We start from the raw sequence: 23706 nt of genomic DNA on the forward strand, positions 1-23706 counted from the left end.
AACAGCGCCCGCCAGTAACCTGCGGGCGCAAGTCGTTATTTAATATAGGTAAAGGCGGTGGTGACGTGCTTCACGCCGCTCACATGGCTGGCGATATCGGCAGCCGCTTTCCCTTCGCGGTCCGTTACCAGACCCAGCAGGAACACTTCGCTGTTCTCGGTAGTGACTTTCACGTTGGAGGATTTCACCAGATCGCTTGCCAGCAGCTGGGAGCGTACTTTGGTGGTGATCCAGGTATCGGTGGAGGCGGTTCCCAGGCCAATCGGCTGGCCCTGGCGCACTTCGTTATACACTTCAGTGGTGCCTTCCACGCCCATGGCGATCTGTTTGGCACGCGACGCCAGCTCGGTATTGGGTGCCTGGCCAGTTAACAGAACCTTGCCCTGATAAGCGGTCACGTTGATACGTGCCTCTTTCTTGATCTGCTCATCTTTGGATAACGCGCTATTGACCCGTAGCTCCAGCGTTCCGTCGTCGACCTGAGTGCCGACCGAGCGCGGATCGGTAGCGGCTTTAGTACCTACCGCCGCAGTTCCGACAACCGCTGCAGCAACGCAACCTTGTAATAGCAACGCGGCAATAAGGACGGCGAGGGGCGAAAATGCCTTCATGTGTACTCCTTAATCATCCTGGTGAGGAAAAAGCGTGTTATCTATCAAATCGCACAGACAGTTCACCGTCAGCATATGCATCTCCTGAATACGCGCGCTGCGGTGAGAGGGGATACGAATCTCCACATCCTGCGGTCCCAGCAAACCCGCCAGTTCGCCGCCGTCGTAACCGGTAAGGGCGACGATGGTCATATCGCGGGTTACCGCGGCTTCTACCGCCTTGACGATATCCCGGCTGTTGCCGCGGGTGGAGATTGCCAGTAAGACATCGCCCGCATGGCCTAATGCGCGAACCTGTTTGGCATAAATCTCTTCATGCAAACGGTCGTTGGCGATGGCTGTTAAGACCACATTATCAGTATTTAGTGCTATCGCCGGTAAACTGGGGCGCTCGGTTTCAAACCGGTTGATCATACTGGCGGCAAAATGCTGGGCGTTCGCGGCGGAGGTGCCGTTGCCGCAGCACAGGATTTTGTTGCCATTGAGTAAGGACTGAACCAGCGTCATTGCCGCACGAGAGATGGCATCCGGAAGGGCTTCAGCAGCAGCAATTTGAGTTTGAATGCTTTCCGTAAAGCAGACTTTGATTCGTTCTAACACGGTGATCCTTTGAAAAATACGTCAATTGATTAATGGGCGGAAAACGCGTTCTCAATCCACTCGACTTCATCGCCGGTGAAGGCTAACACATCGAACCGGCAATCCACAGTATCAAAACTCTCAGACTGACGGGCGAGCCAGCCGCGCGCGGTTTGTAATAATTTATGTTGCTTGGCCTGGGTAACGCTGGCGGCGGCCCCGCCAAAATAGCCGGAGCGGCGATAGCGCACCTCGACAAACACGATGACGTGGCGGTGCTTCATGATCAAATCAATCTCACCCCAGCGTTCGCGCACATTTGCCGCGACAAAACGCAATCCCTTGCGTTCCAGCCACAGGCGCGCCCGGTGTTCCCAGGCCGCGCCCTGCTGTGAATTTAATTTGCCCGCACCACCTGTCCCTGCTGGTATTTGAGCCATGTTAACTTCCTGTTGATCACGCAGTCACCATCGGCGGTCAGCGTGCCGGTATTGCCGTTGAGCTGGAAGCCCTGCACCTGACGCATTTGCGAGAAGTGATTCGCCAGCGACCAGGCGTCGACGCCCATGGCGTAAAGCCGCGCCAGCGAATAGTCGTTATTCACTGCGGCCAGTGCCTGCTGCTGTAAGCCCGGATTATCTCCGGCCAGCATCGGGATTTCGCTAAACTGCAGCCCTTCCATTTCCAGACGGAAGTCCGGCCCGGTATTGCCCTGCGCGCTGCGTGACGAGGCATACAGCGTCGCGCCGTTATGGCTGCCGGTGCGCATTGCGATCATTGGTTTGATTAAGGCGATTTCATCCTGGCTTGCCACAATGTAAACCGCATCCACATTGCCGCTGGTGCCGGCAGTGATTTGCGCATCCGTCGGTGGCGCAGGGATAGTGAGGCCGCCGATGGTGGTCGCCTGCTGAGATGGCAGACTGGACGCTACCGGCGAGCCGGTTAATGCAATCCCGGAACCGCTGTTGATGCCCATTTTCAGTTCCGACACGGAGCCAAATTTTTGCTGTAACACTGCAGCGCCGCCCAGATGCTGCCACTGTTCGGCAAACGCGCGCGTCACGCGGTCGCCCAGCGCGCTGCGCGGTACCAGCAGCAACGGATTACGTTGGCCTTGTTGCCATATGTGGTCTGCGGCGTCACGCGCTTCGTCTTCCGGGGAGAGGGCGAAATAGCAGATGTTGGCGCGGTTTTGCACGTTCTCTGGTTCATTCATCGCCAGCACGTTTAATGGCGTGTTGCTACGCACCAGCTCTTCAACGTTAGGCTTCAACAGCGGGCCGACGACGATACTCGCGCCATCCTGCTGCACCTGATTCAGTACCTGATTAAGCGGCTGGCTGCTGGTGTCGTAGATTTTAATTTCCGCGCCCGGATTGGCCGGGGCGTTGGTTGCGGTTTGCGTCTCTGCGGGTTGCGGCACAGCTGCCGGCGCGACGGCATCCTGGGTTAAATCGTTAACGTTGGCGGCGGACGGGCTTGCCACGCCGTCCGTGCCGATCGGCTGTTGCGCAGTCTCAGCGGCAGGCTGCGCCGCCACCGGCGTTTGCGGGGCGTTTACCGGGCTCACGCCGCTATTTTTCGCCGCTTCAAAGCCCTGCTGAATGGCGCGGCCAAAGACGGCGGCCTGGCCGTTAAGCGGTAATAACAGCGCAATCTTATCCGCCGAGGCGGGTTTGAAATTCTGGACGTTCACCAGTTGAGTCGGTAGCAGCTTTGCGCCCGGGTTCTGCGGATAACGGGTCTGCCAGTCCTGAATCCCCGCCTTCAACATGGCAGGATCGCTGCGGTTATCAAACCACATGCGCTGTAAATCCAGCCAACCGCGCAACACGTTTTCATCCGCGTTAATCACCAGCGCGTTGGCCTGTTCGGGCGTCATGGCAGAGAGCGCTTGCCAGGTGGCGTCGATATTTTTTTGCTTATCGGCGGGTTTCAGCAGCGGCTCCTGAGCGATCAGCGCGCGCAGCAGTTCCAGCGACGGTCGGCCCTGGCTGGCGTCAATTTGCGCCTGGTAGTAACGCGCTTTTTGCGCATCGCTAAAATCGGACGTATCCAGAGAAGCCAGTTGAGCGGCAGCGCCCTGGTAATTTTTGTTCGCGAGGATCAGTTCGACATCGAGCAGGCTACGCTCACGGCGCTGTGCATCATTAAGTTTTTCAGGTAGCTGCTGGTACAGCTCGGTGGCCTGCTGGCGCTTACCTTCCTGAATCAGGGCACGTATCGCGAGTAATTGCCAGTTGGTCTTGGTATCATCCGAGCTCTGCTGCATTTGCTGTAAGTAGTAAGCAGAATTCGCCTGCGCTTCACCCTGCATGTGCGCGGTACTTTGATCCGGCGCCTGGGTGCCACAGCCGGCGAAAAGCAGCGCGGCAAGCACAACAGGCAGGCAGCGCGCGGCTTTAGAACGTATTAAGGTTGACGGTACCATACTGTATCCAGTGAGTTTTTTTTTAATCAATATTCAATATTAAATCGGCAATACGGACTAAACAATGAAACAACACGATTCCACCGAGAATTCTCAGGGCCAGCTTTATATTGTCCCAACGCCAATCGGTAATCTTGGGGACATAACCCAGCGTGCGCTCTCGGTGTTGCAGTCGGTTGACCTGATTGCTGCTGAGGATACGCGCCATACTGGCTTATTGCTGCAACACTTTGCTATTTCCGCGCGGTTGTTCGCATTACACGATCATAATGAGCAACAAAAAGCGCAAACGCTGCTGGCAAAGTTGCAGGAAGGGCAAAATATTGCGCTGGTCTCCGATGCGGGCACGCCGTTGATTAACGATCCGGGCTATCATCTGGTTCGCACCTGCCGCGAGGCGGGTATTCGCGTTGTGCCGCTGCCGGGGCCGTGCGCCGCCATCGCGGCGTTAAGCGCGGCCGGGCTGCCGTCTGACCGCTTCTGCTACGAAGGCTTTTTACCTGCTAAATCCAAAGCGCGCCGCGATGCGCTCAAAGCTATTGAGCAGGAGCCACGCACCCTGATTTTTTACGAATCCACCCACCGTTTGCTGGAGAGCCTGGAAGACATTTGCACCGTGCTGGGTGAATCACGTTATGTGGTGTTGGCCCGGGAGATCACCAAGACCTGGGAGTCGATTCACGGCGCGCCCATCGGCGAGCTGCTGGCGTGGGTTAAGGAAGATGAAAATCGCCGCAAGGGCGAAATGGTGCTTATTGTTGAAGGCTTCGACGTGCAGGAAGAGGCGTTGCCCGCCGATGCGCTGCGCACCCTGGCGCTGTTGCAGGCCGAGCTGCCGTTAAAGAAAGCGGCGGCGCTGGCGGCGGAAATCCACGGCGTGAAGAAAAACGCGCTGTATAAATATGCGCTGGAACAGCAGGGAGATTAACCTGTGAGCCGCTATCAGCCGCCATTTACCCTTACTCCCGCCATGCTTAACCAGGTGGTGGAGATTGGCGAACTGATGGGGCACTGGGCGGCGCAATCCGGCAGGACGTCGCCCCTGTTGCGCAAAGAAAACCGTATTCGCACCATTCAGGCCTCTCTGGCGATTGAGCATAACTCGCTAACCACCGATCAGGTCACGGCGATTATGGAAGGAAAGCGCGTTCTGGCACCTGAAAAAGATATTCAGGAAGTGCGTAACGCCATACAAGCTTATGAAAAAATGCCCGGCTGGAAGGCTGGGCGACGACAGGATTTACTGAGCGCCCATCGAGTTTTGATGATGGGGCTTGTGGATAATCCCGGTAAATTGCGGCGCGGGGATGTCGGTATTTACCGGGATAATACCCTGATCCATATGGCTCCTTCCGCCTCACAAGTTCCGCGCCTGATTGAGGATCTTCTCGGCTGGCTTCAAACAACAGAACTTCATCCTCTGATTGCCAGCTCGGTGTTTCATTATGAATTTGAATTCATTCACCCTTTTTCTGACGGTAACGGGCGTATGGGGCGCTTGTGGCAGACCCTGATATTGAGCCAATGGCGTACAGAACTGGCATGGTTGCCGGTTGAAACGTTAATTCATCATCAGCAGGAAGCCTATTATCAGATCCTGCGTCAGTGCGACAGGGAAAGCGACTGTACGGCTTTTATTGAATTTATGCTGCAAAACGTCGCTCAGGCGCTGGAAGAAGGATTGGCATCTACCCCCGCAGTGTCGGAACAAATGTCGGGAAAAATGTCGGAAGAAAATTCTTTTTATCTGACGGCGACAGAGCGCGATATTCTGCAATTATTAGACCGCCAGCCAGCAATGACGGCCGTTCAACTGGCCAACAACATTGGCGTGACGTCGCGGACCATTGAGCGTTACCTCAAACTGCTTCAGGATAAATCAGCGCTTCGGCGAGTCGGGCCCAGAAAAGGGGGCTACTGGCAGGTTTTAGAAACCTGCCGACCGTGATTGCTCACACCACCATCATCTTTGCGCCGCTGTTATTCAGCAGCATCTTATCTTCTTCACTGATCCCATCATCCGTAATGATGACGTCAATTTTCTCCATCGCAATGACCTGGTTAAAGCCGCGGCGATTAAACTTCGAGGCGTCGAGCACGGCAATGACGCGGCGCGCCGCTGCCGCCATCACCGCGCTGATGGAGTACCCTTCATTAAACGTGGTGATGCCATTAGTGGTATCAAAGCCGTCAGCCCCGACAAACATCAAATCGGCGCTGATCCCCTGCAATGAGCGCTCGGCAATCGTGCCGTGCATCGAATGGGTTTTATGGCGTACCGTGCCGCCGCACACCACCAGGGTGATGTCTTTATTGTCGGAAAGAAGATAGGCGGCGGGCAGGTTATTGGTGATCACCGTGATATTGGCGCGTTTTACCAGCGCTTCGGCGATCAGTAGCGTAGTGCTGCCGCTGTCGAGGATCACGGTCATGCCTTCTTCGATCATCGCCGCTGCGGTTTGCGCAATGCGTTTCTTGGGATCTTTCGCCAGCTGGTAGCGTGCTTCCAGCAATACTTCGTGGTTATCGCTTTCAGCACCATTATTGCCCGGCTTCGCCGCGCCGCCGTGAAAACGCGTCACCAGACCCTTTTCTTCAAGCAGGCGAAGATCGGCGCGGATCGTGACTTCCGAGATGCCGAAGGTGTTCGACAAATCAAGCACCAGCACGCTGCCATGGGTGTTGACCATTTCGACTATTTTGTTGCGTCGTTCAAAGGAGTTCATCTTTTCAATCCTTAAAAATAATTACCCCTAGTGTAATCGAAAGCGTTTTGAAAGGTTAGCGTTGCATTTCGAAAGGCGATGACAGCCAGCGCTAAACGCTGGCTTTGGGTTATTTCCACTGCGCCGTCAACGAGGGTGGAGAGAGCGAGTTTTCAGCGTTATCAGGGCGCGCAGGACTCTGCCGCCGCTAATCAGCAGATAAAATCTGATTCTTATAGCGTCAGACGCCGACCGGCGATTTACTGTTTTCCCTGGCTCTACGCCAGGTTAAAAATACGCCTGCGACGTAAATCACGGCGATAACGCAAAACCCGGCAACGTTTTGCCACGTAAAAAGTTGGATCAGCAGCCAGGTAATCGGCGAGCCGCCCTGATCCATTGACGCTACCATACCGCCTGCTTTAAGCGTGCCCGCATTTGCCGCAAGTTGGGTGTGTAATCCAATGGTTTGCGTGGCGATCCACAGGGTAATACTCATAATAATGACGCCAGAAATCAGGGTGCGGAACAGGTTTCCCTGATGTACCGCTACCGCCATGGCGACAAAAAAGCCAATCGTTGCAAGGTCGCCAAACGGTAGCACCTGATTACCGGGAACCGCGATGGCGATTAAAATGGTTAACGGAATAAATATCAGGCTGGCGGATACCACTGAGGTCTGGCCGAGCAGCAGTGCCGGGTCGAGGCCAATCAAAAATTCCTGGCCGCCAAATTTAGCCTGCAGGCGTTTGCGCGCGTGTTTCGCAATAGGGGTTAAGCCATCCATAATCGGTCTAATCACGCGGGGCATTAGCAGCATGACGGCGGCGGTTTTCACGGCCAGTTGTAATACGCCTTTAGCGTCATACCCGGCCAGCAATCCAATCAGAATACCCATTACAAAACCCACGGTCACCGGCTCGCCGAATGGTCCAAACCGCTTCTGAACGTCATCGGCGCTAAAGTGAATACGGTTCAGGCCCGGCACTTTTTCAATCAGCGTATCCACCAGTACCGCGATTGGCCCCAGATAGGCGGAGGTTCCGTGGGGGATTGCCATCCCTTCCAGACCGAAATAGTCGCGCACGTCTTTAGCGAACCAGTCTCCCAGCTTGTAAACAAAGGCGGCATGAACCACAACGCCGAGAATACCAATCCAGTAGGAGCCCGTTGCCAGATGCAACAACGCGCCGGTAAAAGTCATATGCCAGATATTCCAGATATCGACGTTAACCACGCGGGTCAGACGCGTCACCAGCATCACGATATTTACCGCAATAGCGATCGGAATAGCGACCAGCGCGATTTGCGAAGCCCAGGTCATTGGCGATGAGCCGGGCCAGCCGACATCGACCACGTTCAGGTTAATGTCGAAATTTTCTGCCATCGCTTTCGCAGCGGGGCCAATAGAGTCAAGCATTAAACCGATGACCAGCCCGATACCTACAAACCCGATGCCGATATGCAATCCCGATTTGAAGCTGTCTCCTGGCTTCATTCCCAGCAGCAGGGAGAAAATAATGATCACCACTGGCAGCATCACGGTGGGGCCGAGATCGAGGATATAACGCATGATGTCGTTAAACATGATTTCTACTCCTCCAGGATAGCCAGGATTTTTTGTTGTAATGCTTCGATACCCACGCCGGAAACGAACGGCATACCGTGCACCACGGGAATATCGCCAAAGGTCCGATCGACCCGCGCAGTGGTACAAATCAGATCGGCCCCCTCCATATAAGTCTCGATCTCCGTGACACGACACTGCACCAGATCGAGTTCTATACCCTGTGCCGCACACAGCTCTTTAATTTCTTCGGCTGCCAGGGTTGATGTCGCAACCGCACCGCCGCAGGCGACAATAACTTTTCGTTTCATAACGTTCTCCTTATTTATCGTGTCGAAGCCGCTTCAGGCTGCGGTTCGATCAGGGTTTCCCGGAATACTTTTCTCAGTTCTGCCGAATCCGCATTAAGCATTGCCGTCATTCGTTGCGGATTTTGGAGCCCGCTAAATAACTGGCGCAGCAGTTTGAGTTGGGCATCAGGGTTTTCGACGATCAGCGCGATAATGAGCGATACCGCGATTTCATCGTCGTCATCCGCGCGTTGAAAAAAGACGGGGTTATCCGAACGGATCAAATAAATAGCGGGCGAAATAGCGTGTATAGCTTCACAGTGCGGGATAGCGACGGCATGGTGTTCAAGGGCGATGCCGGTTGGAAAAACCGCCTCTCGCTGTTTCAGCGCCTGCGGATAACTCGCTTTCACTACGCCTTTCGCCAGCATTTCCGTGCCGATGTGCTCAAGCGCCTCCTCACGGTTAGCAAAGTGAATACCGGTACGAACGTACAATTGGGTCATGATTTCTCCTCTGGGGCATACCACCCATGGCCGTATTCCCATGATGTGAAACATCTCAACTGCGGCCTCCTTTCGTTGTGCGGGGAAACCGCTGTTATTTCTTCGAAATAAGGCGCACATTTATTTTCGTTTTGTTTCTTACGAAAGGAATTTAATCATTTTGAATTTCAATAATTGTGATCTGCGTTCACAAAGGAAAGGTTTCAAAAATATTCGGAATATGTACCGGAAATCGGTGGGAAAAGGCTGAATATCAGGCTTGAAGGGAACGCTACGCATGAGGGAAGCGCGGTAAACCAAAAAAAATGCCAGCGCGAGCGGCTGGCATAATGGCAAGGAAATTGAAATGAGATATCAGGTCACAGGTGCCGGGTTGAACACCGCCAGCTGATTATGTAAGCCCCACTGATCGGAGAAGGTTTTCTTGCGCCCGCTCGCCACATCCAGAATGAAGTGGAACAGCTTCCAGCCCACCTGCTCAATGGTCTCTTCACCGGTAGCGATAGTACCTGCGTTGATGTCCATTAAGTCATACCAGCGGTTCGCCAGCTCGGTGCGGGTCGCCATTTTAATCACCGGCACCGCCATCAGGCCGTACGGCGTGCCGCGACCGGTGGTGAACACCTGCACGGTGATCCCGGAGGCCACCTGCTGGGTACCGCACACAAAGTCGCTGGCCGGGGTAGCGGCATAAATCAGGCCGCGTTTGGTCGGGCGTTGGCCCGGCGACAGCACTTCCACAATCGCGCTCTGGCCGGATTTCGCGATAGACCCCAGCGCTTTTTCCACCACGTTCGCCAGGCCGCCTTTCTTGTTGCCCGGGGACGGGTTGGCGCTGCGGTCGGTTTTGCCCATGTCGAGGTAATCATCGTACCAGGCCATCTCTTCCAGCAGGCGCTTACCGACCTGCTCGTCCACGGTGCGCGGCGTTAACAGATGGATCGCATCGCGCACTTCAGTGACTTCCGAGAACATCACCGTGCCGCCGCAGCGTACCAGCAGGTCGGAAGCGTAGCCGACCGCCGGGTTGGCGGTCACGCCGGAGAACGCGTCGCTGCCGCCGCACTGCATGCCGACAACCAGTTCAGAAGCCGGACAGGTTTCGCGTTTACGCTGGTTGAGTTTTTCAAGGTGACGCTCGGCGACGCGCAGAATATCGTCCACCATGGAGCGGAAGCCCACGTGCTGCTCATCCTGCAAACGCACAATGCTGGCGTCATCGACCGCGATAGCCTGCACGTCTTCGGTGCCCTGCAACAGGCGTTCCGGCTGCAGTTTTTCACAGCCCAGGCCAATCACCATCACTTCGCCGCCAAAGTTGGGGTTCAGCGCGATATTGTGAATGGTACGGATTGGAATTACCGCCGCCGGGGCGTTAATCGCCACGCCGCAGCCGTAGAGATGGTTCAGGCCGACCACGCCGTCCACGTTCGGGTAACGCGGCAGCAGATCGCGCTCGATGATTTTAATCACGTAATCCACCACGCCCGCCACGCAATGCACGCTGGTGGTAATGCCGAGCAGATTTTTAGTCCCCACGCTGCCATCCGCGTTGCGATAGCCTTCAAAGGTATAGCCTTCCAGCGGCGGCAGCGGCTCCGGGACTTTGGTCGCCAGCGGCAGGGTATTCAATGGCGGTGCTTTTGGCAGTTCCACCAGAGATTCTTCAATCCAGCTGCCGCGCGGAATATCTTTTACGGCATAACCGATTACTTCGCCGTAACGGACAATTTCGCCATGCGCGGGAATATCGCTCAGCGCGACTTTATGGCCCTGAGGAATATGTTCAATCAACTCAAGACCATCCGGGAAACGGGTGCCCGCTTTTAAGCCGTAATCATTTACAATGATGGCGACGTTATCAGTGTCGTGCACTTTGATATAAAAAGCGCCGGGCGGTTGTTGTTTAATTTCAATATTAGCCATTGTCCAGTATTCTCCGCGTGCTCAAGGCATGGTTAATAAATTAAGGAATATTATTTTTATCGGTATCAAGCAGTAATGGCAGTAAGAATGTCAGGTGTTCAAAAATAAAAATGTGACGCAGGTCACCAGACACCGCGAAGCCAGCGCTGGCAAGGGCGGCAATGATTAAATCTGTGGATTAGCGCCCATGAAGTTGGGCTTCGGCAAAACAAAAACGCTATTTAAGAATGTTTTGTTGTGCAGATGCATGATGCGAGGTTAGGGGGCGCTGTTTATACTGACCCATAACGTAATGGTGTGAATTTAATATCCCAGAATAAGATATAAAAATATAAAAACTACTCCCGCACCGGTTCAATTTAATTCCGAATAGAGTGCCTGAACCAGAGGTAAATAATATGATGCTTGATGCCGCCAGTGAAACAAAAAAGGGTATGCATACCCGATATTATATATTGCTGATTATTTTTATTGTTACTGCCATTAACTACGCCGACCGCGCTACCCTGTCTATCGCCGGGACCGAAGTGGCCAAAGAGCTTCAGCTCAGCGCGATTTCCATGGGTTACATCTTCTCCGCGTTTGGATGGGCCTACCTGCTGATGCAAATTCCGGGCGGTTGGCTGCTTGACCGTTACGGTTCTAAGAAAGTGTATACCTACAGCCTGTTCTTCTGGTCGCTGTTTACTTTCCTGCAAGGGTTTGTGGATATGGTGCCGCTGGCCTGGGCGGGCGTGTCGATGTTCCTGATGCGCTTTATGCTCGGCTTCTCTGAAGCGCCGTCATTCCCGGCCAACGCCCGTATTGTGGCGGCCTGGTTCCCGACCAAAGAGCGCGGCACCGCCTCGGCGATCTTCAACTCAGCGCAGTACTTCTCACTGGCAATCTTCTCGCCGCTGCTGGGCTGGCTGACCTTCGCATGGGGTTGGGAGCACGTTTTCACCGTGATGGGCGCGATTGGCTTTGTGCTGACGATTATGTGGGTCAAATTTATCCATAACCCCACTGACCACCCGAAAATGTCTGCGGCTGAGCTGGAGTTCATCAAGAAAGGCGGCGCAGTGGTGGATATGGACCACAAAAAAACCACCACTGACAGCGGCCCTAAACTGCATTACATCAAGCAGATGCTGACCAACCGCATGATGCTGGGCGTATTTTTCGGCCAATACTTTATCAACACTATCACCTGGTTCTTCCTCACCTGGTTCCCGATTTACCTGGTGCAGGAAAAGGGCATGTCGATTCTGAAAGTGGGGATGGTGGCGTCTATCCCGGCGCTGTGCGGATTCGCCGGCGGCGTGCTGGGCGGCGTGTTCTCGGATTCGCTGATTAAACGCGGCCATTCGCTGACGCTGGCCCGTAAGCTGCCGATTGTGCTGGGCATGCTGCTGGCATCGACCATCATTCTGTGTAACTACACCGACAATACCGTGCTGGTGATTGCTCTGATGGCGCTGGCGTTCTTCGGTAAAGGTTTTGGCGCGCTGGGCTGGCCGGTTATCTCTGATACCGCGCCGAAAGAAATTGTCGGGCTGTGCGGCGGGGTATTCAATGTGTTTGGTAACGTTGCCTCTATCGTCACCCCGCTGGTGATTGGCTATCTGGTGAGTGAGTTGCACTCCTTTAACGCTGCGCTGCTGTTCGTGGGCTGTTCCGCCCTGATGGCGATGGTTTGCTACCTGTTCGTGGTTGGCGACATCAAGCGTATGGAACTGCAGAAATAAGCATCGATGACATTAAGGTAAAGAGAATGAGCGCTATTTTCCCTAACAAATTCAAGGCCGCGCTGGCGGCCAAACAGACCCAAATCGGCTGCTGGTCCGCACTGGCAAATCCGATCAGCGCCGAGGTGCTGGGTCTGGCAGGTTTTGACTGGATCGTGCTGGACGGCGAACACGCGCCGAACGATGTCACTACCTTTATCCCGCAACTGATGGCGTTGAAAGGCAGCCACAGTGCGCCGGTGGTACGCGCGCCGACCAACGAGCCGATCATCATCAAGCGCCTGCTGGATATCGGTTTCTACAACTTCCTGATCCCGTTCGTGGAAACGGCGGAAGAAGCGGAGCAGGCGGTGGCCTCTACACGCTATCCGCCGGAAGGCATTCGCGGCGTGTCGGTTTCTCATCGCGCCAACATGTTTGGCACCGTGCCGGATTATCTGACCGAATCGAACAAGAACATCACCATCCTGGTGCAGATCGAAAGCCAGCAGGGCGTTGATAACGTTGATGCCATTGCCGCGACCAACGGCGTAGACGGCATCTTCGTCGGCCCGAGCGATTTGGCCGCCGCGCTGGGCCATCTGGGTAACGCGAATCACCCGGACGTGCAGCGCGCCATTCAGTACATTTTCGAACGCGCCAAAGCGCACGGCAAACCGGCAGGCATCCTGGCACCGGTTGAAGCCGACGCCCGTCGCTATCTGGAATGGGGCGCGACCTTTGTTGCCGTGGGCAGCGATTTAGGCGTGTTCCGCTCCGCCACGCAGAAACTGTGTGACGCTTTTAAAAAATAACCACCCCCCGTAATTAACGAGAGAGATTAACGCTATGACACTGAAAGTTGGTTTTATTGGCCTGGGCATCATGGGTAAACCAATGAGTAAAAACCTCATTAAAGCCGGTTATTCCCTGGTGGTTGCCGACCGCAATGCCGAGGTGATTGCTGAAGTTGTTGAGGCTGGTGCCAGCACCGCGGCCACCCCGAAAGAGATCGCCCAGCAGTGTGACGTCATCATCACCATGCTGCCGAACTCCCCGCACGTCAAAGAAGTGGCGCTGGGTGAAAACGGCATCATCGAAGGCGCGAAGCCGGGCACCGTGGTCATCGACATGAGCTCCATCGCACCGCTGGCGAGCCGTGAAATCAGCGATGCGCTGAAAGCCAAAGGCATCGACATGCTGGACGCGCCGGTGAGCGGCGGCGAACCGAAAGCCATCGACGGCACCCTGTCGGTGATGGTTGGCGGTGACAAAGCGATTTTCGACAAATACTACGATCTGCTGAAAGCCATGGCGGGTTCCGTGGTGCACACCGGCGACATCGGCGCGGGCAACGTCACCAAGCTGGCGAACCAGGTGATTGTGGCGCTGAACATCGCCGCGATGTCTGAAGCGCTGACGCTGGCGACCAAAGCGGGCGTAAATCCGGATCTGGTTTACCAGGCTATACGCGGCGGCCTAGCAGGCAGTACCGTACTGGACGCGAAAGCGCCGATGGTGATGGATCGCAATTTCAAACCGGGTTTCCGTATCGATCTGCACATTAAAGATCTGGCGAACGCGCTGGATACCTCTCACGGCGTGGGCGCACAGCTGCCGCTGACCGCGGCAGTGATGGAGATGATGCAGGCGCTGCGTGCCGATGGTCATGGCAACGACGACCACAGCGCGCTGGCGTGCTACTACGAGAAACTGGCGAAGATCGAGATCACCCGGTAATAAAACAGGGCGCGGGGACGCGCCCTTGGTTTCACGCCCCGCACGGCAAGAAGGGCTTAATAATGATGAAAATTGTAATAGCACCAGACTCTTATAAAGAAAGCCTTCCTGCTGCTGAGGTAGCCCAGGCCATCGAAAAAGGATTTCGGGAAATTTTCCCTGACGCTCAGTATGTTCGCGTACCGGTTGCCGATGGCGGCGAAGGTACCGTGGACGCCATGATTTCGGCGACTGACGGCAGCAAAATTACCACGCAGGTGACCGGTCCTATGGGCGAGCGCGTGAATGCCAGCTGGGGTATTTCGGGCGATAAAAAGACGGCTTTTATTGAAATGGCGGAAGCCAGCGGGCTGTCGCTGGTTCCACTGAACTTACGCAACCCGCTGATTACCACTTCGCGCGGCACCGGGGAGCTGATCCTCCACGCGCTGGATAACGGGGCGCGCAATATTATTATCGGCATTGGCGGCAGCGCTACCAATGACGGCGGCGCAGGCATGGTGCAAGCGCTGGGCGCAAAGCTGACGGATGCGGCCGGTAAAGAGATCGGCCACGGCGGCGGCAGTTTAATCGCGCTGAACAGCATTGATATTTCCGGGCTCGATCCGCGTCTCGCGGAATGTTCGATTCGCGTTGCCTGTGATGTAACGAATCCGCTGGTGGGCGACACGGGCGCATCGCGGATTTTTGGCCCGCAAAAGGGCGCAACGGAAGCGATGATCGTTGAGCTCGATCGCAATCTCGGCCATTTTGCCGATGTGATTAAAAAATCGCTGCGCGTGGACGTGAAAGAGGTGCCGGGCGCAGGCGCGGCGGGCGGCATGGGGGCAGCGCTGATGGCGTTCCTGAACGCAGAGCTGCGCAGCGGAATTGAGATCGTCACCGAGGCGCTCAATCTGGAAGAACATATTCACGACTGCACGCTGGTGGTGACGGGCGAAGGGCGTATCGACAGCCAGAGCATTCACGGCAAAGTGCCGGTAGGCGTGGCGAATGTGGCCATGAAGTACCACAAGCCGGTGATCGGCATCGCGGGCAGCCTGACGCCGGACGTTGGCGTGGTGCATCAGTATGGCATCGATGCGGTATTCAGCGTGCTGACCAGCATCGGTTCGCTGGAAGAGGCGTTAAAGAACGCGTTTGAAAACATCTATCGCGCCTCGCGCAACATCGCCGCGACGCTGAATGTTGGGATGCATACCGCGCCTTAAGGCGTGACAGAGAGGCGCAAACCCTCTATACTCCGCGCCGAAGCTGACCAGACAGTCGCCGCTTCGTCGTCGTCCTCTTTCGGGGGGAGACGGGCGGAGGGGAGGAAAGTCCGGGCTCCATAGGGCAGGGTGCCAGGTAACGCCTGGGGGGGAAACCCACGACCAGTGCAACAGAGAGCAAACCGCCGATGGCCCGCGCAAGCGGGATCAGGTAAGGGTGAAAGGGTGCGGTAAGAGCGCACCGCGCGACTGGTAACAGTTCGCGGCACGGTAAACTCCACCCGGAGCAAGGCCAAATAGGGGTTCACAAGGTACGGCCCGTACTGAACCCGGGTAGGCTGCTTGAGCCAGTGAGCGATTGCTGGCCTAGATGAATGACTGTCCACGACAGAACCCGGCTTATCGGTCAGCTTCACACATTAGAAACCCCGCTTCGGCGGGGTTTTGCTTTTTCAGCATCCCTCTTCACTGTCCATTTTTACAGGACGGCGCATCCGACCTTGACCAATGACAAAGCGGGTTAGATCTTCGCCTCTTTATAATCAGGCCCGTTTGTCTTCACAATGGTCACCATCATGGCTTATCAACTGAATCTTAACTGGCCTGAGTTTTTAGAGAAGTACTGGCAAAAACAACCTGTGGTGTTGAAAAATGCCTTCCCCAATTTCGTCGATCCGATTACTCCGGACGAACTGGCAGGGCTGGCGATGGAACCCGAAGTGGATAGCCGCCTGGTCAGCCATAAAAATGGTCAATGGCAGGCCGCCAACGGGCCGTTCGAGGATTTCGATAACTTAGGCGAGACCGGCTGGTCGCTGCTGGCCCAGGCGGTGAACCACTGGCATATGCCTTCCGCCGAGCTGGTAAAACCGTTCCGCGTACTGCCCGACTGGCGGCTGGACGATCTGATGATCTCGTTTTCCGTGCCGGGCGGCGGTGTGGGCCCGCATATCGATCAGTATGATGTGTTTATCATTCAGGGCATGGGCAGCCGCCGCTGGCGCGTGGGCGATAAATTGCCGATGCGCCAGTTCTGCCCGCATCCGGCGCTGCTGCATGTCGATCCATTCCCGCCGATCATCGATGAAGATCTTGAGCCGGGCGATATTCTGTACATCCCACCGGGATTCCCGCACGACGGGTTTACCCATCAAACCGCACTTAACTACTCTGTTGGTTTCCGTGGGCCTAATGGCCGCGATTTGATTAGCAGCTTTGCGGACTATGCGCTGGAAAACGATCTCGGCGGCGAGCACTACAGCGATCCGGATTTGACCTGCCGGGAGCATCCGGGCCGCGTTGAAGAGTACGAACTGGATCGCCTGCGCGATATGATGATCGCCATGATCAACCAGCCGGAAGATTTCAAACAGTGGTTTGGCCGCTTCGCGACAACGCCGCGCCATGAACTGGATATCGCCCCGGCAGAGCCGCCGTATGAGGTGGACGAAGTGGTTGGTGCCCTGATGGACGGCGAAATGCTGACGCGCCTTAGCGGGCTGCGGGTACTGCACATTGGCGACAGTTTCTTTATTAACAGCGAGAAGCTGGAGACGGTCGATCCGCAGGCTGCGGATGCGCTGTGCCGTTACACCACTCTCGGTAAAGAGCTGCTAGGCGCGGCTCTGGCTAACCCGGCGTTTGCAGCAGAGCTAACCGGGCTGATTAATCAGGGCTACTGGTATTTCGACGAGTAACCCAGCGCGTTTCGCTAATGAAAATAAGCCGTAGCACACCGTGCTGCGGCTTTTTTTTATGTTTATCCGTCACTAACCAGAGTAAGTTAGTCGCTGGCTTTTTGAAGAAGGTGGAGCAAGTGTCAAACAAACTCAGCAACGAAGATATCAATCTTATCGCCCAGCGCATCCAGGCCATTGCTCAATCCGGGCTGACATACTCACCTGGCGTGTTTGACAGAGAACGCTATGAAGCCCTACGGAAAATTGCGTATGACATGCTGGCGGCGGGTTTTAACCTGAGCCCGGAGGCCTTTGCCAACATGCATCTTTCCGATGATGGCTACGCGACGCCAAAAACCGATGTACGTGCCATTGTGCTGCGTGAAGGCAAGTTGTTGATGGTGCAGGAGTCGGATGATGGTTTATGGAGCCTGCCGGGGGGATGGGTTGACGTCGGTGACAGCCCTTCAACGGCCATTCGCCGTGAAGTGCTCGAAGAAACCGGGCTGAATGTTAAGGTCACTAAACTGTTAGGCATATGGGATCGCAACCTGCACGGCCATCCACCGTACCCGTGGCACGTGTATAAAACGCTTTTCTTGTGCGAAGAACTGGGCGGCGAACTGCAGATTAGCCACGAGTCGCTGGATATCGGCTTTTTTGATATCGATAACCTGCCTGCACTTTCACTGACGCGGATCGTTAAGGAAGAGATCCTGACAGGCATCGACATCGCCGTCAGCGATAAACCCGCGTGGTTTGATTAACCCAACGCGGGGTAGAGAGTCTTACTGTTCTTCTTGCTCAAGCCGCTGCTCGGCGTCGCTGACAATGGCTTCAAGCTCGGTGAGCATCTCTTCATAACCCCATTCCTGGCGTTTTGGCGATTCCTGCTCTTTTGGCGCAGCGGTTTGCGTCGCTTTTCCTTTGTGTTTTTTCATAGCATCCTTCCCGGACAGTTCTTACACCGGCAAATCTATCAGCAATGCCCGCAGCGGTGAATCTGCTACCAGCGTTACGTTAGCTTCGTCACGAATAAACGCGCCATCGCCGCAGGTTAAAATCTGTTTCTCATCGCTGTGAGATAGCGCATTGACGGTGCCGTGAATCGATTGCAGATAGGCGCGCGGCCCGTGAAGCTGGAATGACAGGCGCTCGCCCGCACACAGATCGATATGGTGCAGCCAGACCTGCTGGCGTAACTGCAAACTGTTATTGCTGCCGTCCGGCGTCGCCAGCAGCTGGGTCGCCTGGGGCAGAATTTCAATTTTTTGGATCGGCGGGTTTTCCCGTTCCGGGCAGGCGTCCAGCCACAGCTGCATGCGCGTCAGCGGCTGGTCTTTGCTGAGGTTGTGCTCGCTATAGCTCACGCCCGGCTGGGTGGCCAGCAGCAGCGCTTCTCCGGTGGAGGCGCGAACGTGGTTACCCTCGCTGTCGCGGTATTCCGCTTCGCCTTCCAGGATGATATTCAGAATATCCACCTTCGGGAACGTGCGCGGCTGGAAGGATGCGCCTGGTGCCAGAACCTCCTGGTTAAGCACCCGCAGCGAGGCATAACCCAGTAATTTTGGATCGAAGTAGTGCCCAAAGGAGAAGGTGTAGCGAGCTTGCAGCCAACCATAGTCAGCTTGCCCGCACTGTTTGGCTGTTCTCGTCGTAATCATAATTCTTGACCTCTCTTTACCAGCTTTTATGTTAAGGCTCTGGACGCTGCATTGTTAGCCAGTTAATCTGCTGGGTATGTTCAAATTTCCTGAATGAGCACCCGATGGCTAAAGAAAGAGCACTGACGCTAGAAGCGTTACGCGTCATGGATGCAATCGATCGGCGCGGCAGTTTTGCCGCCGCAGCGGATGAGCTGGGGCGAGTTCCGTCAGCGCTCAGCTACACCATGCAGAAGCTGGAAGAAGAGCTGGACGTGGTGCTTTTTGACCGCTCCGGACACCGCACCAAATTCACTAACGTCGGGCGTATGCTGCTGGAACGCGGACGCGTGTTGCTGGAAGCCGCCGATAAGCTTACCACTGACGCCGAAGCGCTGGCGCGCGGTTGGGAAACCCATCTCACTCTCGTCACCGAGGCGCTGGTGCCCACTTCCGCGCTATTTCCGCTGGTGGATAAACTGGCGGATAAAGCCAACACCCAGCTTTCCATTATTACTGAAGTGCTGGCAGGTGCCTGGGAACGGCTGGAGCAGGGGCGCGCCGATATCGTTATCGCGCCGGATATGCACTTCCGCTCGTCCTCTGAAATCAACTCCCGCAAGCTCTACAGCCTGATGAACGTATACGTCGCCGCGCCGGATCACCCAATCCACCAGGAGCCGGAGCCGCTGTCTGAAGTCACGCGCGTGAAGTACCGTGGCGTGGCGGTCGCGGATACTGCCCGCGAGCGCCCGGTGTTAACGGTTCAGTTGCTGGATAAGCAGCCGCGCTTAACGGTCAGTTCTATTGAAGATAAGAGAAACGCGCTGCTGGCGGGCATGGGCGTAGCGACCATGCCGTATCCGCTGGTGGAAAAAGATATCGCGGAAGGGCGGCTGCGCGTGGTGAGCCCGGAGTCGACCCACGAAATCGACATCATTATGGCCTGGCGTCGCGACAGCATGGGTGAGGCGAAAGCCTGGTGTCTGCGTGAGATCCCCAAACTGTTCGCCCATATGCGCAGTTAATTAATGAAGATGGCCGCACGGCGGCCATTAGATTTCGCGAATCGGGTCGGGGCCAAAACGGTTTTCACCCGGCGTGCCGCGCTGGCAGTTAAAGATAACGATCACTAACCAGCCGATAACCGGAATCAGCAGCAGCAACAGCCACCATGCGGAACGATCCGTATCGTGCAGACGGCGGAACTGCACTGCCCACCAGGGCAGGAACACCAGTATGCCGTAAATACCTGCCAGGTATCCCTGGCCACTTTCCGTTTGCCAACCGAGAATACTGTCCACGATGCTTAACACGGTGGTTAAAATCACGTTGACCAGCACGAACATCCAGTATTCCTTACGACGCGCGCGGCCACCAAATCCAATATAGTTACGAATGACTTTAAAATACCAATCCATCTGTTCTTCGCCTCTTCAGCAATAATCACTTGTTTTGTAAGCGATCACTTCAAGAATAGACGTGAATGAATAAGCGGTAAATATTCTTTGTCTGAATAAAAAAGGCATCCCGAAGGATGCCCTGATGCATTAGCGGAAGCGCTCATCGCGCCCGTGAGGTTCGCTTAAGTCCTGCTCCGGTCCAATGGAAATAATCCCGGTAGGGTTAATGGTCTTGTGGCTGCGGTAATAGTGATTGCGGATATGCGCCAGATTCACCGTTTCGGCAATGCCCGGCATCTGGTAAATATCGCGCAGGAAGCCGTACAGGTTCAGATAATCGCTAATGCGGTATTTGTCGCATTTAAAATGGGTAACATACACCGGATCGAAACGCACCAGCGTCGTCCACAGGCGAATATCGGCTTCGGTAAGCTGGTCGCCAGTGAGATAACGATGGCGGCCTAAAATCTGTTCCAGCCGTTCCAGGTGGCTAAACACATTTTCCACCGCCTCATCGTAGGCTTGCTGGCTGGTGGCGAACCCGGCTTTATAAACGCCGTTATTCACGTTGTCATAAATCCAACCGTTCAGCTCATCGATTTTTTCACGCAGCGCTGGCGGATAGTAATCGCCCGCCCGCGCGCCGTGGGCGTCAAAGGCGCTGTTAAGCATGCGGATAATTTCCGCCGACTCGTTGCTGACGATGGTTTCATTCTTCTTATCCCACAGTACCGGCACCGTCACGCGGCCCGAGTAGTGCGGATCGGCATGGAGATAGAGTTGATATAAGAACTGATGATCGTAGAGCGTGTCGCCCGTCGCGTCCGGGAAATCGTTGCCGAAGGTCCAGCCGTTTTCCAGCATCAGCGGATGCACCACGGAAACCGAGATAAACGATTCCAGCCCTTTTAAGCTGCGCATAATCAGCGTGCGGTGAGCCCAGGGGCAGGCGAGGGAAACATAGAGATGGTAGCGATCTTTCTCAGCGGCGAAACCGCCTTTGCCGTTTGGGCCGGGCGCACCATCGGCGGTCAGCCAGTTGCGAAACGCCGCTTCCGAACGCTTAAAACGTCCGCCCGTTGAGGCTGTGTCATACCAGGTATCGTGCCAGACGCCGTCAACCAGTTGTCCCATTTTGCTCCTCCTCGGAATGGAAAAAGCGAGGAACATCCCTCGCTTTTTTTAATTCATTATAGATGGCTTACCATTTTTTATTCAGCACGCGGTCGATGCTGATAGCGCCAGGGCCGGTGATGGTCAACAGCAGGAAGCCGCCAGCGATGGTCAGGTTTTTCATAAACATCAGTGAGTTCACGCCTTCGGCAAAGTTGCTGTGGAACAGGAAGGCCGTCAGCAGCGTAAACACGGCGGTGATAATCGCGGTGGTACGGGTCAGGAAACCAAACAGGATTGCCAGACCGCCGCCAAACTCAAGCAGGATCACCAGCGGCAGCATAAAGCCCGGTACGCCCATCGCTTCCATATACTGCTGAGTGCCTGCATATCCGGAGATTTTGCCCCAGCCAGCGCTGATAAACAGGATTGGCATCAGAATACGCGCAACCAGGATACCTACATCTTCAAATTTTTTCATTTTGCTCTCCGGGGGATCTGTCTCTTTTGCTGTGTGTATCAGCGTTAATTTATTCAGTTATTTCGGCCATGTCGGTCGTTGAAAGGGATAATAGACAGATGGGAGAGCGATTGTAAGCAAGGAAAACTGTCGAAGTTTTTCAAATATATTGAGAAAGGGTATTTCCCTCTTATTAACTAAGAGGGAAGAGGGGAAATTAGCGTGACTGGTCTTTAACGGTATTTTTAAGCAGCTTCCATGCGCTCCATGCTGCAAACCCACGTTTCCCCCAGCGCAGCAGGAAGTTCGGGTTTTTGATGGTCCAGATTGCGCCAATACTGCTGCCGACCAGCAACCACGAGCGCAGGCCCAATAACGTATGCCAGCCGCGATCGTAAGAACCGGTCGCCTCAAGCCAGTCGCGTCGGCTCGACGACAGGTCGAGCCGCTGCTGGTGGACCTGGGTTATCAACATGGCTTTGCGCAATTCGCGTTCAGCCTTGTTCATGACTTATCCTCCTCCAGTAAATCACGATCGTTCGCCAGTTCTTTACGGGTATGGCGCAGTAGAGTGGATTTACGCGCTTTACGCAACGTCATCAATCCGCCGATAAGCGCCAGCACCAGTAACACGGCAGTTGTCGCGATCATGGCGTTCAGACGGTATTGCGGATCGATAGCCCAGATAATCAGTACCATCAGGCTCATCAACCCAAATGCCGCGAACAGCATGGTCATGCCAAGCATCAGAAGAATTTGAACGAGATTCGCTTTTTCTTCTTCCAGCTCGACGACCGCGAGGCGCACGCGCGTTTCAACCATTTCAACAATAATGGTGATAATGCGCTGTCCGATGCCGAGAACGCCTTTACCCGGCCCTTGAGGTTGACGATACTCTGCCATATCAACGACGCGACAGAAGTACGCCCAGTACGACACCGACTGCCGCACCGATACCTACGCCAGTCCATGGGTTTTCACGAACGTAATCGTCGGCACGTGCCGCCGCTACGCGGGTCTGTTCTGCGAGGACTTCGCCGGTTTCGCCCAGGCGAGTACGGCTTTCTTTAAGCGCACGCTCGGCTTTGCCACGCAATTTGCTTAACTCTTCTTTCGATTTATCGCTGGATGAGCTCAACACTTCTTCAAGCGTATCAGCCAGGGATTTCAACTCTGCGCGCAAATGCTCTGAATTATCTTTTGACATAGTTCTCTCCAGTGAAGTGAGTGAGGTGTTAACTCAGTAATCGCGAGCTTTCAAAGCCTTTAAATCCTCTTCAGCTTCGTTCAGTTTACGCTCGCGTTTAGAAATCTTTTCTCGATCGCCGCTTTGCTGCGCTTCGTGTAACTCGGCGCGGCGTTCAGAAATCTCAGCTTGTTGTTCGGAAATTTTCTGCTGATGCTTAGCGCGTAAATCGCTGTCGGAACAGTTAGCGCGGACTTCGCTTAACGCTTTGTTCAGACCGTTGATGCGATTTTGATTGTTATGCTTTTCGGCATAGCTAATTTCTCGAAGGATTTCCTGTTCCTTCTCCTGGCATAACGAGGCGGCTTGCGCAGCAACAGTCGTTGAGAAAAGGATGCATGCCAGGATAGTGCGGTATTTCATTGATAAACCTTCCATTGTGATGCAGCGAAACGCTGCATGTTCCAGATTATTAACGGCGCGGGTGGAGTGGATTGCGCTTACTAAGCATAGTAAGTAATGACGCAAACCCCAAAGAAACTGAAAAGATTCAGAATCCTGGAAGTCTTAACCTAAGTGGCGGGATTCGCTACGAATGCGGGATAACCAGCTGGAGGCCAGGTTATCTTCTTCCTGTTGAGCGATGGTAAAGCCGTGCGGCAGAGAACGGTAAAGCACCTCTTTGGCGGCTTCGCTCTGTGCGCTTGAATCGAATTTAATCAACAGGATATCGTCCTGCGGCGTAATGCTCTTAAAGCGGATGCCGTTGGCATCAAGATGGTGCCAGACGGAGAAACCGTCCGGAATAGCCGCGCCCTGCGCCGTGGCGCGTATTTCCAGCGTCGACTCGGTATTGCGCAGCGCCGAAAGCGCCACGCAGAGTGAGATCAGCGCCAGCGCACCTCCTGTTACCAGGGTGAGTCTGGTCCACCGTTTTTGTCGCATCC

General features: G+C 55.0%; 28 protein-coding genes and 1 other RNA gene. 10 read left to right on the forward strand and 19 right to left on the reverse strand.

Annotation, left to right across the window (positions count from 1 at the left end; genetic code table 11):
* Positions 1-35 precede the first annotated feature (35 nt).
* The 4 genes from dolP to FND52_RS13395 are packed head-to-tail and all read right to left on the reverse strand — an operon-like array spanning position 36 to position 3624.
* Positions 36-611, reverse strand: a complete 576-nt coding sequence (gene dolP / locus FND52_RS13380) for a division/outer membrane stress-associated lipid-binding lipoprotein (RefSeq protein ID WP_125294271.1) — start codon at positions 609-611, stop codon at positions 36-38.
* A gap of 9 nt (positions 612-620) precedes the next feature.
* Positions 621-1211, reverse strand: a complete 591-nt coding sequence (gene diaA / locus FND52_RS13385; RefSeq protein WP_125294272.1) for a DnaA initiator-associating protein DiaA — start codon at positions 1209-1211, stop codon at positions 621-623.
* A gap of 29 nt (positions 1212-1240) precedes the next feature.
* A complete protein-coding gene (locus FND52_RS13390) occupies positions 1241-1630 on the reverse strand; it encodes a YraN family protein (protein ID WP_125294273.1) in 390 nt (129 codons plus the stop codon).
* A complete protein-coding gene (locus tag FND52_RS13395; protein WP_144131322.1) occupies positions 1588-3624 on the reverse strand; it encodes a penicillin-binding protein activator in 2037 nt (678 codons plus the stop codon). The genes FND52_RS13390 and FND52_RS13395 overlap by 43 nt, the downstream gene beginning before the upstream one ends.
* Positions 3625-3688: 64 nt before the next feature.
* On the opposite strand from FND52_RS13395, the gene rsmI reads away from it, so the two are divergent.
* On the forward strand, positions 3689-4552 hold the full coding sequence (gene rsmI, locus FND52_RS13400) for a 16S rRNA (cytidine(1402)-2'-O)-methyltransferase (protein WP_125294275.1): 864 nt from the start codon (positions 3689-3691) through the stop codon (positions 4550-4552).
* Positions 4553-4555: 3 nt separating this feature from the next.
* A complete protein-coding gene (locus tag FND52_RS13405) occupies positions 4556-5572 on the forward strand; it encodes a Fic family protein (RefSeq protein WP_144131324.1) in 1017 nt (338 codons plus the stop codon).
* Positions 5573-5576: 4 nt separating this feature from the next.
* Here the strand turns inward: FND52_RS13405 and FND52_RS13410 are convergent, their stop codons facing one another.
* The 5 genes from FND52_RS13410 to garD all read right to left on the reverse strand — a co-directional run bounded on the left by FND52_RS13410 (position 5577) and on the right by garD (position 10618).
* Positions 5577-6350 carry a DeoR/GlpR family DNA-binding transcription regulator gene (locus FND52_RS13410; RefSeq protein ID WP_125294277.1) on the reverse strand — a complete coding sequence of 258 codons (774 nt, stop codon included), beginning with the start codon at positions 6348-6350 and terminating at the stop codon, positions 5577-5579.
* A 220-nt stretch (positions 6351-6570) separates the two neighbouring features.
* The gene (locus FND52_RS13415; RefSeq protein ID WP_144131326.1) at positions 6571-7917 is read right to left on the reverse strand and encodes a galactitol-specific PTS transporter subunit IIC; all 1347 of its coding nucleotides are present in this window, start codon (positions 7915-7917) and stop codon (positions 6571-6573) included.
* A 5-nt stretch (positions 7918-7922) separates the two neighbouring features.
* Entirely contained in the window at positions 7923-8207 is a 285-nt protein-coding gene (gene gatB / locus FND52_RS13420) for a PTS galactitol transporter subunit IIB (RefSeq protein ID WP_125294279.1), read from the reverse strand.
* Between the two features lie 14 nt (positions 8208-8221).
* Positions 8222-8692: a PTS galactitol transporter subunit IIA gene (gatA, locus tag FND52_RS13425; RefSeq protein WP_144131328.1), complete on the reverse strand. Its 471-nt coding sequence runs from the start codon at positions 8690-8692 to the stop codon at positions 8222-8224.
* 354 nt (positions 8693-9046) lie between these two features.
* Positions 9047-10618: a galactarate dehydratase gene (garD, locus tag FND52_RS13430; RefSeq protein ID WP_125294281.1), complete on the reverse strand. Its 1572-nt coding sequence runs from the start codon at positions 10616-10618 to the stop codon at positions 9047-9049.
* A 398-nt stretch (positions 10619-11016) separates the two neighbouring features.
* On the opposite strand from garD, the gene FND52_RS13435 reads away from it, so the two are divergent.
* From FND52_RS13435 to FND52_RS13465, 7 genes are all read left to right on the forward strand, one after another.
* Entirely contained in the window at positions 11017-12345 is a 1329-nt protein-coding gene (locus tag FND52_RS13435; RefSeq protein ID WP_125294282.1) for an MFS transporter, read from the forward strand.
* Positions 12346-12371: 26 nt separating this feature from the next.
* Entirely contained in the window at positions 12372-13139 is a 768-nt protein-coding gene (gene garL / locus FND52_RS13440; RefSeq protein ID WP_125294283.1) for a 2-dehydro-3-deoxyglucarate aldolase, read from the forward strand.
* 34 nt (positions 13140-13173) lie between these two features.
* On the forward strand, positions 13174-14064 hold the full coding sequence (gene garR / locus FND52_RS13445) for a 2-hydroxy-3-oxopropionate reductase (protein WP_125294284.1): 891 nt from the start codon (positions 13174-13176) through the stop codon (positions 14062-14064).
* Positions 14065-14129: 65 nt separating this feature from the next.
* Positions 14130-15275 carry a glycerate 2-kinase gene (garK, locus tag FND52_RS13450; RefSeq protein ID WP_125294325.1) on the forward strand — a complete coding sequence of 382 codons (1146 nt, stop codon included), beginning with the start codon at positions 14130-14132 and terminating at the stop codon, positions 15273-15275.
* A 39-nt stretch (positions 15276-15314) separates the two neighbouring features.
* Positions 15315-15693: RNase P RNA component class A (gene rnpB / locus FND52_RS13455), an RNA gene on the forward strand.
* 157 nt (positions 15694-15850) lie between these two features.
* Positions 15851-16972 carry a ribosomal protein uL16 3-hydroxylase gene (locus FND52_RS13460; RefSeq protein WP_125294285.1) on the forward strand — a complete coding sequence of 374 codons (1122 nt, stop codon included), beginning with the start codon at positions 15851-15853 and terminating at the stop codon, positions 16970-16972.
* A 119-nt stretch (positions 16973-17091) separates the two neighbouring features.
* Positions 17092-17721 carry an NUDIX hydrolase gene (locus FND52_RS13465; protein ID WP_244290571.1) on the forward strand — a complete coding sequence of 210 codons (630 nt, stop codon included), beginning with the start codon at positions 17092-17094 and terminating at the stop codon, positions 17719-17721.
* 21 nt (positions 17722-17742) lie between these two features.
* On the opposite strand, the gene FND52_RS21820 is transcribed toward FND52_RS13465, so the two are convergent.
* Both FND52_RS21820 and FND52_RS13470 read right to left on the reverse strand, forming a co-directional pair.
* Positions 17743-17895: a hypothetical protein gene (locus FND52_RS21820; protein WP_167509361.1), complete on the reverse strand. Its 153-nt coding sequence runs from the start codon at positions 17893-17895 to the stop codon at positions 17743-17745.
* Positions 17896-17916: 21 nt separating this feature from the next.
* Complete coding sequence (locus tag FND52_RS13470) at positions 17917-18618, reverse strand: pirin family protein (protein WP_125294286.1); 702 nt, start codon at positions 18616-18618, stop codon at positions 17917-17919.
* 104 nt (positions 18619-18722) lie between these two features.
* Here FND52_RS13470 and yhaJ point away from each other — a divergent pair, with 104 nt between their 5' ends.
* A complete protein-coding gene (yhaJ, locus tag FND52_RS13475) occupies positions 18723-19625 on the forward strand; it encodes a DNA-binding transcriptional regulator YhaJ (RefSeq protein ID WP_125294287.1) in 903 nt (300 codons plus the stop codon).
* Positions 19626-19652: 27 nt separating this feature from the next.
* Here the strand turns inward: yhaJ and FND52_RS13480 are convergent, their stop codons facing one another.
* From FND52_RS13480 to mzrA, 8 genes are all read right to left on the reverse strand, one after another.
* Positions 19653-20018, reverse strand: a complete 366-nt coding sequence (locus FND52_RS13480) for a DUF805 domain-containing protein (protein ID WP_125294288.1) — start codon at positions 20016-20018, stop codon at positions 19653-19655.
* Between the two features lie 129 nt (positions 20019-20147).
* Positions 20148-21134, reverse strand: coding sequence for a glutathione S-transferase family protein (locus FND52_RS13485; RefSeq protein WP_144131332.1), 987 nt, complete (start codon positions 21132-21134; stop codon positions 20148-20150).
* 67 nt (positions 21135-21201) lie between these two features.
* Positions 21202-21594, reverse strand: coding sequence for a DoxX family protein (locus tag FND52_RS13490; RefSeq protein ID WP_125294290.1), 393 nt, complete (start codon positions 21592-21594; stop codon positions 21202-21204).
* Positions 21595-21790: 196 nt separating this feature from the next.
* On the reverse strand, positions 21791-22081 hold the full coding sequence (locus FND52_RS13495; RefSeq protein WP_125294291.1) for a YqjK-like family protein: 291 nt from the start codon (positions 22079-22081) through the stop codon (positions 21791-21793).
* The gene (locus tag FND52_RS13500) at positions 22078-22476 is read right to left on the reverse strand and encodes a phage holin family protein (protein WP_002437598.1); all 399 of its coding nucleotides are present in this window, start codon (positions 22474-22476) and stop codon (positions 22078-22080) included. The genes FND52_RS13495 and FND52_RS13500 overlap by 4 nt, the downstream gene beginning before the upstream one ends.
* A gap of 1 nt (position 22477) precedes the next feature.
* The gene (locus tag FND52_RS13505; protein WP_125294293.1) at positions 22478-22780 is read right to left on the reverse strand and encodes an ElaB/YgaM/YqjD family protein; all 303 of its coding nucleotides are present in this window, start codon (positions 22778-22780) and stop codon (positions 22478-22480) included.
* 33 nt (positions 22781-22813) lie between these two features.
* Positions 22814-23182, reverse strand: coding sequence for a DUF1090 domain-containing protein (locus FND52_RS13510; protein ID WP_125294294.1), 369 nt, complete (start codon positions 23180-23182; stop codon positions 22814-22816).
* A 144-nt stretch (positions 23183-23326) separates the two neighbouring features.
* Positions 23327-23704, reverse strand: coding sequence for an EnvZ/OmpR regulon moderator MzrA (gene mzrA, locus FND52_RS13515; protein WP_125294295.1), 378 nt, complete (start codon positions 23702-23704; stop codon positions 23327-23329).
* Positions 23705-23706 lie beyond the last annotated feature (2 nt).

The sequence above is a fragment of the Atlantibacter subterraneus genome (assembly GCF_007570865.1).
Classification (GTDB): domain Bacteria; phylum Pseudomonadota; class Gammaproteobacteria; order Enterobacterales; family Enterobacteriaceae; genus Atlantibacter; species Atlantibacter subterraneus.